The following is a 14735-nucleotide window of genomic DNA, read 5'->3' on the forward strand; positions in this document are numbered from 1 at the left end:
GCGCCCGGCGAGAAGGGAGTGACCCATGCCTTATCAAACCCTGTTGTCTGGTCTGTATCCTCCCTCCCCCCGACTGGGGCTGATCGAGGGCTTCTTCGGCAAGGGCTGGAGCTGGGAGGCCCGTGCCCGCTATGCCCAGTGGCTGCCCCGCCATGGCTATGGCTTCTACCTCTACGCCCCCAAGGAAGACGGCTATCTGCGCAAGCACTGGGCCGAGCCCTGGCCGAGGGAGCAGCTCGACCACCTGCGCCAGCTGGCCCAGCAGTGCCGGGACAACGGCCTCGCCTTCGGTGTGGGGTTGAGCCCCATGGGCGCCCATCACGACTACGCGCACAAGCGCCCGGCCCTGCTCGAGAAGGTTCGCCTCATCGAGGAGGCGCTCAAGCCCGACATACTGGCGGTGCTGTTTGACGACATGAAGGGGGACACCCCGGATCTCGCCCACTGGCAGCTCACCATAGCCCACGACATCGCGGCCCACACCGGCGCCAGCCGTCTCATCTTCTGCCCCAGCTACTACTCGACGGATCCTGTGCTGGAGAAGGTGTTCGGCGCCATGCCCCCCCACTATCTGACGGATCTGGGCCAGGGGCTGGACAAGGGTTTTGACATCTTCTGGACAGGCCCCAGAGTCTGCTCCACCGACTACCCGGCCGCGCACCTCAAGCAGGCCGCCGACTGGCTGCACCGCAAGCCCTTCCTGTGGGACAACTACCCGGTCAACGACGGCAGCAAGGCGAGCAGCTTCCTGCACCTGCGTGCCTTCGAGAACCGCCCCGCCGAGCTGGCGGAGCTGACCGCCGGCCACGCGGTCAATCCCATGAAGCAGGCGGCGCTCTCCGTGCTGCCGCTCGCCACCCTGCCCATGAGTTACCGACTCGGCCACCAGTACGATCCGGATCAGGCGCTGCACACCTCCCTCAACGCCACCTGCGGGCCGCAGATCTCCGCCATGATAGAGGCGGATCTGCCGCTGTTTCAGGACATAGGCCTGGCCCAGCTAACCCCCGAGCAACTCACCCACCTCAAGCACCGCTACCTGCCGTTCCAGGATCAGAGCTGCGTGAACGAGATCCTGCGCTGGCTGGCGGGGGAATATGTGTTCGATCCGGACTGCCTCACCGACTGACACCTCGCCGGACGCCCAATAAAAATGCCACCTCCCCTTCACCGGGGGAGGTGGCATTTTTCATTCCGATCGCCTCAGCCGAAGGCCAGCCAGACGCCGACAAACAGCATGAGCGAGCCGGCGATGCGGTTCATCAGGGTGACGTTGCCGCTCTTGGCGAGGAAGTGGCGCAGGGTGCGGCCACCGCTCGCGTAGAGCAGCAGGCAGGAGAATTCTATGACCAGGATGAGCACCACCAGGGCGCTGATCTGGGGTGCCATCGGCTTGGCCGCATTGATGAAGGGCGGCAGCAGGGAGACCATGAAGGCCCACCCCTTGGGATTGGCGATGGCGGTGACGAAGCCCTGCAGCGCCAGCCCGAGCGGCTTGGTCTCCTGGCTGGCCGAGAGATCCGCCGGAATCGCCATCTTGCCCTTGGCTTGCCACATCTGGATGCCGAGCCAGACCAGATAGGCTCCGCCCACGTACTTGAAGGCCGAGAACAGGGCCGGATAGTTGAGCATGACGGCCGCCACCCCGACCACGGAGAGCACAGAGACCAAGCCGACCCCGATGAGCTCTCCCCACATCATGTGCAGGGTGCGGCGCACCCCAAGGCTCATGCCCAGGGTCATCGCCAGTGTCATGCACATGCCGGGGGTCACGGAGACAAAGAAAAACGTGGGAATAAAGAGCGCCAAGATGGCGGGATCAATCCAGTCGGACACACTACACCTCCAGATAACAAGCAGTCGATCTTGCCTATCACACTCTTTTAACACAAGAAAAACCTTTTCATTCGGCACGGATTTCACCTTAAAAACCCTGTGACAATAGTTGTCGCGCCTGTGTAAGATGCCGCCTCACTCCTCTTTTGGGTTAGGATCTTTCATGTCTTTGAATAATCTGTCCATTCGTCTGCAAGTTCTCATTCCACTACTGCTCGCCAGCCTGCTGATGCTGCTCATGGCCGTGATCAGCAAGCAGGAGATAGACGGTGCCATCAAGGACATGAACGACACCACCACCAGCGTCACCCGCCACAAGGATGACATCGCCGCCCTGATCCACGCCACCTACCGGCTGCGCACCAATGCCATCTACGGCCTCTACGATCAGGCCCGCTTCGCCGAGCTGCCCGGCACGCTCAATGCCGCCGAGCAGGAGATAAATGGCCTTTTGTCCCGGCTGGTGATCACCGGGGCCGAGCAGGACAACAGCCAGGTGGCGGCGGCCCTGCAGGCCTATCTCGGCCACACCCGCAGCAACATGTTGCCACTGCTGAGCCAGCAGTACAGAGACGGGACCAAGCCTGCCGGCTATGAGCAATCCAGGCTGCGTTTTCGCGAGCTGGGGGAGCAGTTGATCAAGCAGATTGACACCCTCTCTGCCCACATCAATCAGCTGATCCAGCAGGAGATAGCCCTGGAGCAGGCCCACTACCAGGCCACCCTGCTGCAGACCCTGCTGCTGATGGCCGCCACCCTGATCGCGGCGCTCTGCGGCGGCTGGTGGCTATCCGGTCGCATCGTCCAGCCCATTGGCCAGTTGCAGGAGGTGATGCACGCCGTCGCCCTCGGTCGCTTCAATGTGCGCGCCAAAGCCGAAGGCAACAACGAGCTGGGCCAGCTGGCCAAGGACATCAACCAGACCCTGAGCCAGCTTGGCAGCACTATCCAGGCCCTGACCGGCATCAGCGGCAACGTGGCCTCCGCCGCCACCGAACTGGCCGCCGTCATGACCCAGTCCGAGGCCAATGCCCAGCAGCAGCGCAGCGAGACCGAGCAGGTGGCCTCCGCCGTCACCGAGCTGGCCAGCACAGCCGACAACGTCAACCACAATGCCGCCCTGGCCGATGAGCTGGCGCGAGAGGCCAACAGCCGGGTCGAGCAGGGGCTGGCCCTGTTTGCCGAGAGCATCCAGGCCAACGGCCGCATGGCGGGCAGCCTGGAGAACGCCGCTACTGTGGTGGCGCGGCTCAAGTCCCAGTCCGAGCAGATCGGCAAGGTGATAGAGGTGATTCAGAGCATCTCGGAGCAAACCAACCTGCTGGCGCTCAACGCTGCCATCGAGGCCGCCCGCGCCGGCGAAACCGGCCGTGGCTTTGCGGTGGTGGCCGATGAGGTACGCCTGCTGGCGGCACGGACCCAGGACTCCACCAAGGAGATCCAGGCCATCATAGAGCAGTTGCAGAGCCAGTCCCTGTCGGCCAACAGCGGCGTACAGGAGACCCTGGAGATCCTCGGCCACAACCAGCGTCTCTCCGCCGAGGTGCAAGACCTGCTGGGGGGCATCACGGAGGCGGTCAACCAGATCAATGGCGCCAATGCCCAGGTGGCCACCGCCGCCGAGGAGCAGTCCTGCGTCACCGCCGACATCAGCCGCAACATCACCAATATCCACGAGATAGTGAACCAGAACGTGGCCGGCATCACCCAGAGCGCCGCCGCCAGTCACGAACTGTCACAGCTCGCCGAGCAGCAGCGCAGGCAGCTTGCCCAGTTCCAGCTGTAATCCCCCCCCTTCTCTTTGGCAGACCCCGGGCCCGGTACCGGGGTCAGTCCCCTCCCGTTTAAAACGGCTTTTTGTCCACAAGGCGCCATTAGGGGCTGGGCTGCATCCACAAATATGGGTATGGTAGAGGCACGTCATTCCCCCTCACCCAGAGAACACCATGAGCCTGAAGTTCAAGAAACCCGCCTTTATCGCTTTGGGGCTCATCGCCCTCGTGTCCGCCACCTGGCTCGATTTCTATCTGCCGGAACACACCATTGCCACCATCACAGGGGTCGAGGTGAAGCGCACCGACAAGGATGGTCCCATCAGCCAGAAGAACCCGGCCGACGGCCCCATCACCGACGTCTATTACATCTACACCGAGCGTCCCGGCGAGAAGATCCGGGTGTTCCGCAATGAAGATACCGGCTGGGGCTGGCCCTTCTACTTCAAGTTCAATGCCGCCGACGTCCAGGCCAAGGCCAAGTCCATGGAGTTCGAGAAGCGCCTGGCCATCATCACCTCCTACGGCTGGCGGGTGAACATGTTCTCCCTCTTCCCCAACGTCACCAAGATAGAGAGCACCCAGCCCGATGCCTCCACCTGGAGCTTCTTCCGCTGGTTCTGGTTCGGTGTCTGGGCGCTGGTAATGGGCAAGGCCGCCATCGCGACCTGGCGCTACTTCGACCGTCTCGAGGACGAGATATGAGGGGCACACCGGCATCAGGCGGAGACGGGCAATGACGGAACCGAGCAAGACCCGCACCAGCTTCTACCGGCGGCTCTACGTGGCCCATCTGATAAGCCAGGGCACGGACACTGTGCCCGCCATCATGGCCGCCACCGGCATGCCGCGCCGCACCGCCCAGGACACCCTGAGTGCCCTGGCCGAACTCGATATCAGTTGCGCCTTCGAGCAGACCGAGGGAGCCCGCCACCTGCAGGGCCACTATCGCATCAGCGACTGGGGCCCCATCAATCCTGACTGGATCAAGGCTCAACTGCCGGTCATCAAGCAGACCCTGGGTTATCCCTGAGGGCGAGCTGGCAATCGATAAATAGAGAGGGGAGCCCAGGCTCCCCTCTCTATTTATCTGCAGGATGCGCCCCCTATTCCGGGAAGGGCTCCTCCGGCAGCGGATCCGCCGACTCCCCCTTGGTGCAGTCGATGATGGAGCGCTTGGGGTTGCCCGGGTCACGCAGCAACAGGGGGGCCTCCCCCCTGTCGTGCTTCTGCTCGTCGGCAAACTCGCTGCCGTAGGCGTTGTGGGTCAGCCTGCGCGCATTGGCGATGGGGGTATCCACAAACAGGGCGTGCACCTCGAAGGTCGAGGCCGGGATCAGAAATCCCGTGATGGGCAGGCCATGAAGCTCCTGGTGGGTCTTGTACCAGGCGAAGCCGTCTGACGTCTTGTCGGGGGTGAAGGTCTTGAGCAGCGGGTGGGACGGCTCACCGCTCTCGCTGTCCAGGTAGAGATCGTCCAGATCGCAGGTCGCCAGCCCCTGCCACATCCTCTCGAAGGGGGTGGCACAGGCCGTCAATTGCATACATGTCAGCAGTGCCAACGTCCCTTTCCACATGCCCAACCCCTTATTCGATGTCCGAGTTCTTAGTCAAATGCCCTTAGACGCCCCACCAGCAGATCGATGAAGCCGACCCTCTCCAGCCCCAGCAACACCCGCGCATTGGCCGGTCTGCCGGTGAGCCCGTAGCGATCAACTACCGTCATGCCGGTAGTATGGGTGCCTCCGGTTTCGATATCGACCCGGCACTCTACCCCATGGAACAGCGTCGGTGCCAGCAACCAGGCGATGGTACAGGGGTCATGGAGCGGCGCGCCAGCAAATCCCCACTTGGGATCCCTGTGGTAAATCATGAAGAAATCGAGCAGGTCCGCCACGCACTGGGCCACAGGGTTGGGGATGGCGCGCACCCGTGCTATATCCTCGTCCATCACCTGGGCCTCGTGAGTCAGATCCAGCCCGCACATTGTGATGGGAATACCGGCGTTGAACACCATATCGGCCGCTTCCGGGTCCACATAAATATTGAATTCCGCCGCCGGGGTCCAGTTGCCCGCCCCTGCCGCACCGCCCATCAAGACGATGCGAGCAATCTTGGGCTTGAGCTCGGGGTGGGCCGCCAGCAGCAGGGCGATATTGGTTAGGGGGCCGGTCGGCACCAGGGTGACCGGCTCCGGGCTCTCGCATAGGCACTTGGCCATCAATTCGAGGCCCGTCATGGCCTGGGGCGCAAAGGCGGGATCCGGCAATGTGGGGCCATCGAGACCCGATTCGCCGTGAACGTTGTCGGCGATAATGAGCTCGCGCATCAGGGGTTTGGGCGCCCCCGCCGCCACCGGAATGTCGTGGCGACCGAGCAGGGTGAGGATGCGCAGGGCGTTGTTGAGGGTCTTGTCCGGGGTCTGGTTGCCCGCGCTGGTGGTGACCGCCAGCACCTTGAGCTCTGGGCTCGCCAGCGCCAGTATGAGGGCGATGGCATCATCGTGGCCGGGATCGCAATCGAGAATAACGGGCAACGCCATGGAGAGGCTCCTTACGACATGACAGGGAGCCATACCTTAACAAGCCAGCGCAGAATGAACTCGGGAAGGGGTCACAAAACGGGGCCTTCCTGCATTATCAATCACTTGCCACCAGACCCGCCGGGCAGGCACTGGCCAGTTCGTCCCGATTCGCCCCGCGCCGCCGGTTCGGGTATGATCGCCCCCCGTTTCCAGCCCGCAGCCGCCCATGTCCGCCATCGTCGATACCTTTATCGCCCCCCCTTGCAGTGCCACCATCGAGATCCTGTTCGAGGATGAACACCTGCTGCTCATCAACAAGCCGAGCGGCCTGCTGAGCCTCTCGGGCAAGAACCCGCAGAACCTCGACTCTGTCCACCATCGGCTGGTGCAGGATTACCCAGGCTGTACCCTGGTGCACCGCCTCGACTTTGGCACCTCGGGGATCATGGTGGTGGCCAGAGACAAGGGCATCAACGGGATGCTGTGCCAGCAGTTCAGCCAGCGGGCGGTGAGCAAGGCCTATGAGGCCCTGCTGTGCGGCCATCTGGCGGACGATGAGGGGGTGATCGACGCCCCCATCGCCAAGGACCCGGCGATCTTCCCCCTGATGAAGATCTGCGCCAGCGGCAAGCCCGCCCGCTCCCGCTATCGGGTGGTGGAGCGACTGGTGCGCGAGGGCGCTGGGGGCGAGCCCTTGCCATTGACCCGGGTCAGCCTGGTGCCGGAGACGGGCCGCACCCATCAGCTGCGCATCCACAGCCAGCTGCTGGGTCACCCCATACTCGGCTGCGATCTCTACGGCGGTCTGCTGTTGCCGGGCTGTGAGCAAACACCGCGACTGATGCTGCACGCCAGCGCGCTGGATTTCGTGCATCCGGTGAGTGGGGAGCCGATGCAAATCAGATGTGAGGCGCCCTTTGAGGAGGTGCTTGAGGCAATGACGGGGCAAAAAGCGTAACGCGGAGAAGGGGAAAGTGAGAACAGCGGCAAACGGCGGATAAAGATAGGGGCCGCGCTTTCGCAACGGCCCCCACCCCCCACTCGTGGTGGTGCTATCAGATCAGCTTGCGGGCGGCGCCCAGCACGATCTTGATGGCATCAGATTCGGTTCTCGCCATGGTTTCGGCGTTCGGGATTTCCTGCTGGGTACGGTTCACGATGACACCGGCCACCATGCCGGCGCGCAGGCCCTGGCTGGTGCACATGGTCAGCAGGGTGGCAGATTCCATCTCGTAGTTCAGCACGCCCATGGCTTGCCACTCTTTCATGGAACCCTGGAAACGGCTCACTACGCGGCCGGATACGGTGTCATAACGCTCCTGACCCGGGTAGAAGGTGTCGGAAGAGGCAGTCACACCTACGTGCAGCTTGGAACCCATCTCCTTGGCGGTGTTGACCAGCGCAGTGGTGCAGTCGAAGTCGGCCACGGCCGGGTACTCCATGGGTGCGAAGTGCAGGCTGGCACCGTCGAGGCGCACAGAGCCGGTGGTGACGATGACGTCGCCCACGTTCAGGTGCGGCTGGATGGCGCCCGTGGTGCCGATGCGCAGGAAGGTATTGATACCCAGCTGGGCCAGCTCTTCTACCGCGATGGAGGTGGACGGGCCGCCGATGCCGGTGGAGCAGATGATCACGGCCTTGCCGTCCATCTCGCCGCGCCAGGTAGTGAACTCACGATGGCTGGCCAGGTGCACAGGGTTGTCCAACAGCTCTGCGATGCGCTTCACGCGCTCGGGGTCACCGGGAACGATCGCCAGGGTGGCGCCTTGCAGATCCGCTTTCTTCAAACCCAAGTGAAATACATCAGACATAGTGGACTCCTGGTTGCATCCCGCCGCCTCGCAGCCGAGCGCAGTTAAGGTGATTCTTTATGGTATTTTCGAGCCTGTTTCCCTCCATTGGGGAAGGCGCCAACTATGGTCGAAAGCGCTTTCCAATTCCTTGACGCGCTTCACACTTCCGCGCATCCGCGGCGCTAAAAAACCGGCAAAACGTTTGCTAACCTGATGAATTTCTTGAAAAACGTTTTTATATCGAACAAGAGGCAAGGGCCCTTGTCAATCCCCGCCTGGCCCCGGTTTTTCGGTACGTGATCGAGTCCATAAAGTTGCCAATCAGATACCATTGACCCCTTTTCATCCCCTCTGACGCTGTTATGTTGAGGCCCGCATACCACTTAATGGCTAATCATACGGAGTCCACCATGGCGACATTCAAGTTCTACATTCCCGCGGTCAACCTGATGGGGGCGGGCTGCCTGCAAGAGGCGGCGGCCGACATCCAGGGTCATGGCTTTCGCAAGGCGCTGATCGTCACCGACAAGATCCTCAACCAGATAGGCGTGGTCGCCAGGCTCACCGCCCTGCTGGCAGAACATGGCATTGAAAGCGTGATTTTCGACGAAACCAAGCCAAACCCCACCATGGCCAACGTCGAATCCGGTCTGGCCATGATCAAGGCCCATGGCTGCGACTGCGTCATCTCGCTGGGGGGCGGCTCCCCCCATGATTGCGCCAAGGGCATCGCCCTGGTGGCCACCAACGGGGGCTGCATCCAGGATTATGAAGGGGTGGACTGCTCCGCCAGGCCGCAGCTGCCGCTCATTGCCATCAACACCACGGCCGGCACCGCCTCCGAGATGACCCGTTTTTGCATCATCACCGACGAGGCGCGCCAGGTGAAAATGGCCATCATCGACAAGCATGTCACCCCGCTGATGTCGGTCAACGATCCCGAGCTGATGCTGGCCAAGCCGGCCGGTCTCACCGCCACCACCGGCATGGACGCCCTGACCCACGCCATCGAGGCCTATGTCTCCACCGCCGCCACCCCGGTCACCGATGCCAGTGCCGTGATGGCAATTCAGCTCATCGCCAAACACCTGCGCACCGCCGTCAACCTGGGGGACGACCTGCACGCCCGCGAGCAGATGGCCTATGCCCAGTTCCTGGCCGGCATGGCCTTCAACAACGCCAGCCTCGGTTATGTGCACGCCATGGCCCATCAGCTCGGCGGTTTCTATGACCTGCCCCACGGGGTCTGCAACGCCGTGCTGCTGCCCCACGTGCAGGCCTACAACGCCCAGGTGAGCGCCGCCCGTCTGAAGGAGGTGGCCCGCCACATGGGGGTGGATGTGAGCGCCATGAGCGATGTGCAAGGTGCCGAGGCGGCCATCGCCGCCATCAAGCAGCTGGCGCTGGATGTGAAGATCCCGGCCGGGCTGGAGCAGCTCGGCGTCAAGGCCGATGATTTCGACCTGCTGGCCAGCAACGCCCTGAAAGATGCCTGCGGCTTCACCAACCCCAAGCAGGCAAGCCACGAAGAGATAGTCGCCATCTTCCGCGCCGCTATGTAAGAGCGCCGTTGTGTGTCAGGGCCGCCACGCGGCCCTTTTTATTGGCAGGAGGATCAATGGCTTTTTACTTCCGCACGGGGAGTGGGTATGATTTGCCGAGCTAAAAAGACTGTATGGATGATCTGAACCCGATATGCGGATGAAACACCTGATTGCCGCGGCCCTGACCGCCCTCACCCTGTCCGGTTGCAGCCTGGTCTATCGCATCGATATTCCTCAGGGCAACTATGTGGAACAAAAGCAGGTCGACAAGCTGCGCCAGGGCATGACCCGCGAGCAGGTCGAGTTCGTGCTGGGTTCTCCCATGCTGCGCGACGGCTTTGACCCCAACACCTGGTACTATCTCTATGAGTTCCAGCCAGGTCGTGGTGACAAGGAGCGCAAGGAGCTGACCCTGAACTTCGTGGGAGACAGACTCGCCACCGCCACGGGTGACTTCCCCCTCCCCGCCGCCTTCACGACCCCGCTCTGATAGCATCACAAAACCGGCCAAGGCCGGTTTTCTCTTGTCTGGCCTCCGATCGGGTTTCACAGGAGCGCACTCCCTGAACCATGATCAAGGAGGTCAACACCCCTCGTCATCCCCTCAAGGAGATCACATGAGCCAGATCCTGATCGCCGGGGCAACCGGTCTGGTCGGCCAGGCCCTCATCCGTCAGCTCGGCCCCGAGCACCAGCTGACCCTGCTCTGCCGCCAGCCGGGCGAGGCTGCCCCCAATCGGCACTGGCTGCCGGTGAACTTCGAACGCCTCGACGAGGTGGCGCTGCCCAACGCCGTCGACATGGCCTTCTGCTGCCTCGGCACCACCCGCAAGGACGCCGGCTCCGATGGGGCGTTTCGCCGGGTCGATCACGACTATGTGCTGGCCTTTGCCGCCCTCGCCCGCCGCCACGGCTGCCGGCGCCTGCTGGTCGTCTCCAGCCTGGGAGCCAACCCCGCCTCCCCCGCCCTCTATCCCCGCACCAAGGGCGAGATGGAGCAGGCCCTGCTGGCGCAGGCGTGGCAGCGGCTCGTCATACTGCGCCCCGCCATGCTGCTCGGCCATCGCCAACCCCCGCGCAGATCCGAGCAGATAGTTCAGGCCATCTATCCCTGGATAAAACCCCTGCTGCAGGGGCCCCTCAGGCGCTGGCGGGCCATAGAGGCGAGCCAGGTGGCCCACGCCATGACGGTGCTCGCCGACCAGGCTCAGGGGGTCGAGATAGTGCAGAACGAGCGATTGCTCACCCTGTAAGGCCCGGGCCAGTGCAGCCCCTATGGTAAAACATCCAATAGCAAAGAGGCGCCATGGCGCCTCTTTTCATTGCTCGGTCATCCCCGCATCAGGTCGATTCGCCGTCGTCCCGCTTGCGGTGCACATCGGGGCGCCCGCCGGTGACCACGTCGGCCCGTCCCTCTTCCTTGGCCTTCTCCGCCCGCTTCTTGCGCATCTCCTTGGGATCGGCGATGAGCGGGCGGTAGATCTCGATGCGATCCCCATCCTGCACCGGCTCGCTCCCCTTGACCGGACGGCTGTAGATGCCGAACTTGTTGACCGAGAGATCGATCTCCGGGTGCTTCTGCACTATGCCGGACTGCTCGATGGCAGCCAGCACGCTGGTGCCCGGGGCCACCCGGATGCACAACATGGTTTGCCGCTCGGGCAGGGCATAGGCCACTTCGACATTGAGCAGATCAGACACCGTAGACCACCTTGGCGCGGTTGGAGAAGGCAAGCACCATGGAGCCCACCAGGTCGCGGAAGATCTGGCCAAAGGCCAGCTCGATCAGCTTGGAGGTAAATTCAAAGTCGAGATCGAACTCCACCTTGCAGGCATCCACGTCCAGTGGCGTGAAGGTCCACCAGCCCGCCAGTTTGCTGAATGGGCCCTCCACCAGCTCCATCTTGATGGCGCGGTTGGCATCGAGCAGGTTGCGGGTGGTAAAGGTCTTGGCGATGCCTGCCTTGGCCACATCCACCGAGGCCATCATGTAGTCCTCACCCGTCTCGTGAACGCGGCTGCCGACACAACCGGGCAGAAACTCGGGATAAGCGTGAACATCATTGACCAGACGGAACATTTGTTCCGCGCTGAACATCACCAGGGCACTGCGAGTAATACGGGGCATGGGCTTTCCTCATCCAATCGGGCCGATTTTATCACCTTGCCAGCCAAAATCACCGCCGAAACTGCGCAGCGGGCCGCCACGCGTGCAATTGCCCCCTTTACAGCCCCTGATGACCAGCTTGAGATCACCTTGCCGGCCAAAAACATCACCGAACTGCTCACAAAGCCGCCACTCGAGTGGTTGCGCGTTTTACAGCCGCCGCCACCCACGTATAATGCGCCTTCCTAAACATTGCCGAAGGCCCCCGTCATGAGCAAAAAGAACAGTAAAAACAAAGCCGGGTCCAGCACCATTGCACTCAACAGAACCGCCCGTCACGAGTACTTCATCGAAGAGCGCGTGGAAGCCGGTCTGTCCCTGCAAGGGTGGGAAGTCAAATCCCTGCGGGCGGGCAAGGCCAACATCAGCGAAGCCTATGTCATCTTCTTGCAGGGCGAAGCCTTCCTGTTCGGCTCCAGCTTCCTGCCGCTGAACGCCGCCTCCAGCCACGTGGTATGTGACCCGACCCGCACCCGCAAACTGCTGCTGAGCCGCCGTGAACTCGACAAGCTCGAGAGCCTGACCGCCCGCCAGGGCTATACCATAGTGCCGCTGGCGCTCTACTGGAAAGAGTGCTGGGTCAAGGTCGAGATCGGCCTGGTGAAGGGCAAGAAAGAACACGACAAACGGGAAGACACCAAGGCCCGGGAATGGGACCGGGAGAAGGCCCGCATCATGAAGAACAAGAACCGCGGTTGATTGTGCGCCGCCAGCTCCCGTGGGGCGACCAATAAACCAGCAATCGACCGGCCCCTGCCGGTCGATTGCCATCAACGCCTTGCCATGGCAGGATTTTTGCGTACAATCGCTTTTGACAACTTGGGGCTGATTCTGGATTCGACAAGATTCACGAAACCCAAGGTGCATGCCGAGGTGCGGTAGGCCTCGTTAACAAACCGCAAAAAAATAGTCGCAAACGACGAAAACTACGCACTCGCAGCTTAATAACCTGCGCTGAGCCCTTCTCCCCTAGCTTGCCTGTGTCCTAGGGAATTGGAAGGTCATCCTTCACAGGATCGTGTGGAAGTCCTGCTCGGGGCGGAAGCATTAAAACCAATCGAGCTAGTCAATGCGTGGCGTGTCTCTCCGCAGCGTGTTGGCGAATGTAAAGAGTGACTAAGCATGTAGTACCGAGGATGTAGTAATTTTGGACGGGGGTTCAAATCCCCCCAGCTCCACCAAACGTTTGGAAAAGGCCACTTCGCAGGAAGTGGCCTTTTTTTGTGTGCCGTGTCATGCCTGAGCCGGCTCTGGTGGTCTGTCTGGGGCGCTGTGGCGGGCGAGATGGCCCTTGCCGCCCTCTGCCGGGGCAGAGGGCATGCCTCGAGAGGGAGACTAGTCGCCGGAGGTCAGGACCAGCCGGCGCCAGGGGCCCGTTATCTCGCAGTGGCCGGTTTCGTCCGTGTTTTGCCAGCCCAGGCGGTGATAAAACGCCAGCGCCGTGGTGTTGCGGGTGGCCACCTTGAGGGATGCCGGGGGCTTGTGTCCGGCAAGCCCGGCGGCCAGCAAGGCCCGCCCCATTCCCTGCCCATGCCAGTCGGCCACCACATAGAGGTGATGCACGAAACTGTCTTGACCCCAGATGGAGACGAATCCGCAGGGGGTACCGCCCTTCTCCGCCACCCAGATCTGCTCCCCCCGGGTCTGCTCGGCAAAATCCTCCAGCCTAAACAGGGAGGGCTCGACCCAATGGAAGGCCTGCCGCCTCCCCTTGAGGAACAGCTGCGCCAGCATGGGTTCATCTGCATCTCGCATCATTCTGATCATGAAGACATCCTTGATTTGCCTGCTCACTGCCTCCCACTTTCGATGGATCCCGCCGCCGTGTCAAATCGGCAAGCTGGACCCTCTTGAATACGTGATGCTGTGACGCAGGGCTGCCTATTTTATCGCCTTAAGGGCTATACTGCCTGGGTCCCGTCCATGACTGGTTTGAGGTTCACTGATTTATGGATAACAAGCAAATAGAAGGCAGCATTCTGGTACCCGCCCACATCGACGATGTCTGGCGGGCCTGGACCACGGAGAGCGGTCTGCGCAGCTTCCTGGCGCCGGAATGTCTGATGGTGCCGGAACCCAACGGTCCTTTCGAAATCTATTTCAGGCCAGAAGCCCCGCTGGGGGAGCGCGGCAGTGAAGGGTGCCGGGTGATGGCGGTCATGCCCCATGACTTGCTCAGCTTCAGCTGGAATTTCCCGCCCCAGTTTCCCCATATCCGCCAGCAGAAGACCCAGGTCAGCCTGCGCTTCGTGCCCGAAGGTCAGGGCACCCGGCTCCATTTCCTGCAAACCGGCTGGGCCAATGACCCGGATTGGGACCAGGGCTATGCCTACTTCAGGGAGGAGTGGCTGGAGCTCTGCCTGCCAAGGTTGCAGTATCGCTTCACCCACGGCCCCATCGACTGGAACAACCCACCGGGCAGGCAGCAGTTGAAATCCCTGGCCCAGTGAGGGAGCGATTGAAATAAAGAAGGACCCTTAACGGGTCCTTCTTTCATGGTGTTCAGGCGGTTATTCCACCGGCTCTTCATCGAACAGGGGGTGGTAGAGCACCTCGCCCTGCAGGCCGGCCAGCCCCCCGGGCTGCAGCTCCATCGCCATGAAGCAGTCGGCGGGTACCTCGTAGATGCAGTGCAGGCCGAAGTCGCTGGCGGGCCTGAAGCCGAAGCGGCCATAGTAAGCCGGATCGCCGAGCACCACTACCGCCTTCCAGTCCATCTCGAGGGCCGTGTCCAGCCCTTCCCGCACCAGATCCGAGCCTATGCCCTGCCCCTGCCAGTCCGGATGGACGGCCACCGGCGCCAGCCCAAGCCAGGGACCTTCCTGGCCGTCAATGGTGATCGGGCTCAGCATCAGGTGCCCCATGAACTCGTACTCTTCCTCATCGACCATGGTGACCACGGCGGCCCCACACTCGCGCAGGCGATTGACCAGTTCGGCCTCGTCGGGACGACCAAAGGCGGCGCTCACCAGCTCAAAGACTGGCAGCATGTCGCCGGGACGCTCGGTTCTCAACATACAGCGTTACTCCTCGTACAGCAGGACGGCCATTATTTCACAGAAGTGGCTCCTGACTTGAGCGCCTTTATCCGAAAATGGG

At 62.2% G+C, this 14735-nt stretch carries 18 protein-coding genes and 1 other RNA gene; 11 read left to right on the plus strand and 8 right to left on the minus strand.

The genetic code is table 11. The features are described 5' to 3' along the window. The first annotated feature begins 25 nt into the window (after nucleotides 1-25). Nucleotides 26-1129, plus strand: coding sequence for a beta-N-acetylglucosaminidase domain-containing protein (locus tag Aeroheme_RS14420; RefSeq protein WP_106887434.1), 1104 nt, complete (start codon nucleotides 26-28; stop codon nucleotides 1127-1129). Between the two features lie 74 nt (nucleotides 1130-1203). On the opposite strand, the gene Aeroheme_RS14425 is transcribed toward Aeroheme_RS14420, so the two are convergent. Continuing rightward, nucleotides 1204-1836 (minus strand): LysE family translocator, encoded by a 633-nt coding sequence (locus Aeroheme_RS14425; RefSeq protein ID WP_404840243.1) that lies wholly within the window; start codon nucleotides 1834-1836, stop codon nucleotides 1204-1206. Nucleotides 1837-1999: 163 nt separating this feature from the next. Between Aeroheme_RS14425 and Aeroheme_RS14430 the strand changes: the two genes are divergently transcribed. The 3 genes from Aeroheme_RS14430 to Aeroheme_RS14440 all read left to right on the plus strand — a co-directional run bounded on the left by Aeroheme_RS14430 (nucleotide 2000) and on the right by Aeroheme_RS14440 (nucleotide 4641). After that, complete coding sequence (locus Aeroheme_RS14430) at nucleotides 2000-3622, plus strand: methyl-accepting chemotaxis protein (protein WP_411166093.1); 1623 nt, start codon at nucleotides 2000-2002, stop codon at nucleotides 3620-3622. A 160-nt stretch (nucleotides 3623-3782) separates the two neighbouring features. Next, the gene (locus Aeroheme_RS14435) at nucleotides 3783-4313 is read left to right on the plus strand and encodes a DUF1523 family protein (protein ID WP_106887437.1); all 531 of its coding nucleotides are present in this window, start codon (nucleotides 3783-3785) and stop codon (nucleotides 4311-4313) included. Between the two features lie 31 nt (nucleotides 4314-4344). Next, a complete protein-coding gene (locus tag Aeroheme_RS14440) occupies nucleotides 4345-4641 on the plus strand; it encodes a helix-turn-helix domain-containing protein (protein ID WP_106887438.1) in 297 nt (98 codons plus the stop codon). Nucleotides 4642-4714: 73 nt separating this feature from the next. Here Aeroheme_RS14440 and Aeroheme_RS14445 read toward each other — a convergent pair whose 3' ends face one another. Beyond that, nucleotides 4715-5185: a hypothetical protein gene (locus Aeroheme_RS14445; RefSeq protein ID WP_111911189.1), complete on the minus strand. Its 471-nt coding sequence runs from the start codon at nucleotides 5183-5185 to the stop codon at nucleotides 4715-4717. A 29-nt stretch (nucleotides 5186-5214) separates the two neighbouring features. Beyond that, entirely contained in the window at nucleotides 5215-6150 is a 936-nt protein-coding gene (gene rihA / locus Aeroheme_RS14450) for a pyrimidine-specific ribonucleoside hydrolase RihA (RefSeq protein ID WP_411166094.1), read from the minus strand. A 208-nt stretch (nucleotides 6151-6358) separates the two neighbouring features. Between rihA and Aeroheme_RS14455 the strand changes: the two genes are divergently transcribed. Next, the gene (locus Aeroheme_RS14455; RefSeq protein ID WP_411166095.1) at nucleotides 6359-7090 is read left to right on the plus strand and encodes an RluA family pseudouridine synthase; all 732 of its coding nucleotides are present in this window, start codon (nucleotides 6359-6361) and stop codon (nucleotides 7088-7090) included. Between the two features lie 97 nt (nucleotides 7091-7187). Here Aeroheme_RS14455 and udp read toward each other — a convergent pair whose 3' ends face one another. Further along, nucleotides 7188-7943 (minus strand): uridine phosphorylase, encoded by a 756-nt coding sequence (gene udp, locus Aeroheme_RS14460; protein ID WP_411166096.1) that lies wholly within the window; start codon nucleotides 7941-7943, stop codon nucleotides 7188-7190. Between the two features lie 392 nt (nucleotides 7944-8335). Between udp and yiaY the strand changes: the two genes are divergently transcribed. The 3 genes from yiaY to Aeroheme_RS14475 all read left to right on the plus strand — a co-directional run bounded on the left by yiaY (nucleotide 8336) and on the right by Aeroheme_RS14475 (nucleotide 10722). Next, nucleotides 8336-9487, plus strand: a complete 1152-nt coding sequence (gene yiaY / locus Aeroheme_RS14465; RefSeq protein ID WP_411166097.1) for an L-threonine dehydrogenase — start codon at nucleotides 8336-8338, stop codon at nucleotides 9485-9487. Between the two features lie 133 nt (nucleotides 9488-9620). Then, nucleotides 9621-9959, plus strand: coding sequence for an outer membrane protein assembly factor BamE (locus Aeroheme_RS14470; RefSeq protein WP_005325779.1), 339 nt, complete (start codon nucleotides 9621-9623; stop codon nucleotides 9957-9959). Nucleotides 9960-10086: 127 nt separating this feature from the next. After that, nucleotides 10087-10722 (plus strand): NAD(P)H-binding protein, encoded by a 636-nt coding sequence (locus Aeroheme_RS14475; RefSeq protein WP_411166098.1) that lies wholly within the window; start codon nucleotides 10087-10089, stop codon nucleotides 10720-10722. An 88-nt stretch (nucleotides 10723-10810) separates the two neighbouring features. Here Aeroheme_RS14475 and Aeroheme_RS14480 read toward each other — a convergent pair whose 3' ends face one another. Together Aeroheme_RS14480 and Aeroheme_RS14485 are read right to left on the minus strand one after the other, a co-directional pair. Then, nucleotides 10811-11170: an RnfH family protein gene (locus Aeroheme_RS14480; protein WP_411166099.1), complete on the minus strand. Its 360-nt coding sequence runs from the start codon at nucleotides 11168-11170 to the stop codon at nucleotides 10811-10813. Next, a complete protein-coding gene (locus Aeroheme_RS14485; RefSeq protein WP_043133123.1) occupies nucleotides 11163-11597 on the minus strand; it encodes an SRPBCC family protein in 435 nt (144 codons plus the stop codon). The genes Aeroheme_RS14480 and Aeroheme_RS14485 overlap by 8 nt, the downstream gene beginning before the upstream one ends. A gap of 249 nt (nucleotides 11598-11846) precedes the next feature. On the opposite strand from Aeroheme_RS14485, the gene smpB reads away from it, so the two are divergent. Continuing rightward, complete coding sequence (gene smpB / locus Aeroheme_RS14490; RefSeq protein ID WP_025326288.1) at nucleotides 11847-12335, plus strand: SsrA-binding protein SmpB; 489 nt, start codon at nucleotides 11847-11849, stop codon at nucleotides 12333-12335. A 122-nt stretch (nucleotides 12336-12457) separates the two neighbouring features. Continuing rightward, nucleotides 12458-12817, plus strand: a transfer-messenger RNA (tmRNA) gene (gene ssrA / locus Aeroheme_RS14495). Between the two features lie 154 nt (nucleotides 12818-12971). On the opposite strand, the gene Aeroheme_RS14500 is transcribed toward ssrA, so the two are convergent. Then, complete coding sequence (locus Aeroheme_RS14500; RefSeq protein WP_139746122.1) at nucleotides 12972-13403, minus strand: GNAT family N-acetyltransferase; 432 nt, start codon at nucleotides 13401-13403, stop codon at nucleotides 12972-12974. 182 nt (nucleotides 13404-13585) lie between these two features. Between Aeroheme_RS14500 and Aeroheme_RS14505 the strand changes: the two genes are divergently transcribed. Then, nucleotides 13586-14086, plus strand: coding sequence for an SRPBCC family protein (locus tag Aeroheme_RS14505; protein WP_106887447.1), 501 nt, complete (start codon nucleotides 13586-13588; stop codon nucleotides 14084-14086). Between the two features lie 60 nt (nucleotides 14087-14146). Here Aeroheme_RS14505 and Aeroheme_RS14510 read toward each other — a convergent pair whose 3' ends face one another. Beyond that, a complete protein-coding gene (locus Aeroheme_RS14510; RefSeq protein WP_234678219.1) occupies nucleotides 14147-14653 on the minus strand; it encodes a GNAT family N-acetyltransferase in 507 nt (168 codons plus the stop codon). Nucleotides 14654-14735 lie beyond the last annotated feature (82 nt).

Source organism: Aeromonas sp. DSM 116730 (genome assembly GCF_046581335.1).
GTDB lineage: Bacteria > Pseudomonadota > Gammaproteobacteria > Enterobacterales > Aeromonadaceae > Aeromonas > Aeromonas rivipollensis.

Excerpts from the sequence above, each read along its gene's own strand:
- Aeroheme_RS14420 (WP_106887434.1), top strand. The coding sequence starts at position 26 with ATGCCTTATCAAACCCTGTTGTCTGGTCTGTATCCTCCCTCCCCCCGA.
- Aeroheme_RS14430 (WP_411166093.1), top strand. The coding sequence starts at position 2,000 with ATGTCTTTGAATAATCTGTCCATTCGTCTGCAAGTTCTCATTCCACTA.
- Aeroheme_RS14435 (WP_106887437.1), top strand. The coding sequence starts at position 3,783 with ATGAGCCTGAAGTTCAAGAAACCCGCCTTTATCGCTTTGGGGCTCATC.
- Aeroheme_RS14440 (WP_106887438.1), top strand. The coding sequence starts at position 4,345 with ATGACGGAACCGAGCAAGACCCGCACCAGCTTCTACCGGCGGCTCTAC.
- Aeroheme_RS14445 (WP_111911189.1), bottom strand. The coding sequence starts at position 5,185 with ATGTGGAAAGGGACGTTGGCACTGCTGACATGTATGCAATTGACGGCC.
- rihA (WP_411166094.1), bottom strand. The coding sequence starts at position 6,150 with ATGGCGTTGCCCGTTATTCTCGATTGCGATCCCGGCCACGATGATGCC.
- Aeroheme_RS14455 (WP_411166095.1), top strand. The coding sequence starts at position 6,359 with ATGTCCGCCATCGTCGATACCTTTATCGCCCCCCCTTGCAGTGCCACC.
- udp (WP_411166096.1), bottom strand. The coding sequence starts at position 7,943 with ATGTCTGATGTATTTCACTTGGGTTTGAAGAAAGCGGATCTGCAAGGC.
- yiaY (WP_411166097.1), top strand. The coding sequence starts at position 8,336 with ATGGCGACATTCAAGTTCTACATTCCCGCGGTCAACCTGATGGGGGCG.
- Aeroheme_RS14470 (WP_005325779.1), top strand. The coding sequence starts at position 9,621 with ATGCGGATGAAACACCTGATTGCCGCGGCCCTGACCGCCCTCACCCTG.
- Aeroheme_RS14475 (WP_411166098.1), top strand. The coding sequence starts at position 10,087 with ATGAGCCAGATCCTGATCGCCGGGGCAACCGGTCTGGTCGGCCAGGCC.
- Aeroheme_RS14485 (WP_043133123.1), bottom strand. The coding sequence starts at position 11,597 with ATGCCCCGTATTACTCGCAGTGCCCTGGTGATGTTCAGCGCGGAACAA.
- smpB (WP_025326288.1), top strand. The coding sequence starts at position 11,847 with ATGAGCAAAAAGAACAGTAAAAACAAAGCCGGGTCCAGCACCATTGCA.
- Aeroheme_RS14500 (WP_139746122.1), bottom strand. The coding sequence starts at position 13,403 with ATGATCAGAATGATGCGAGATGCAGATGAACCCATGCTGGCGCAGCTG.
- Aeroheme_RS14505 (WP_106887447.1), top strand. The coding sequence starts at position 13,586 with ATGGATAACAAGCAAATAGAAGGCAGCATTCTGGTACCCGCCCACATC.
- Aeroheme_RS14510 (WP_234678219.1), bottom strand. The coding sequence starts at position 14,653 with ATGTTGAGAACCGAGCGTCCCGGCGACATGCTGCCAGTCTTTGAGCTG.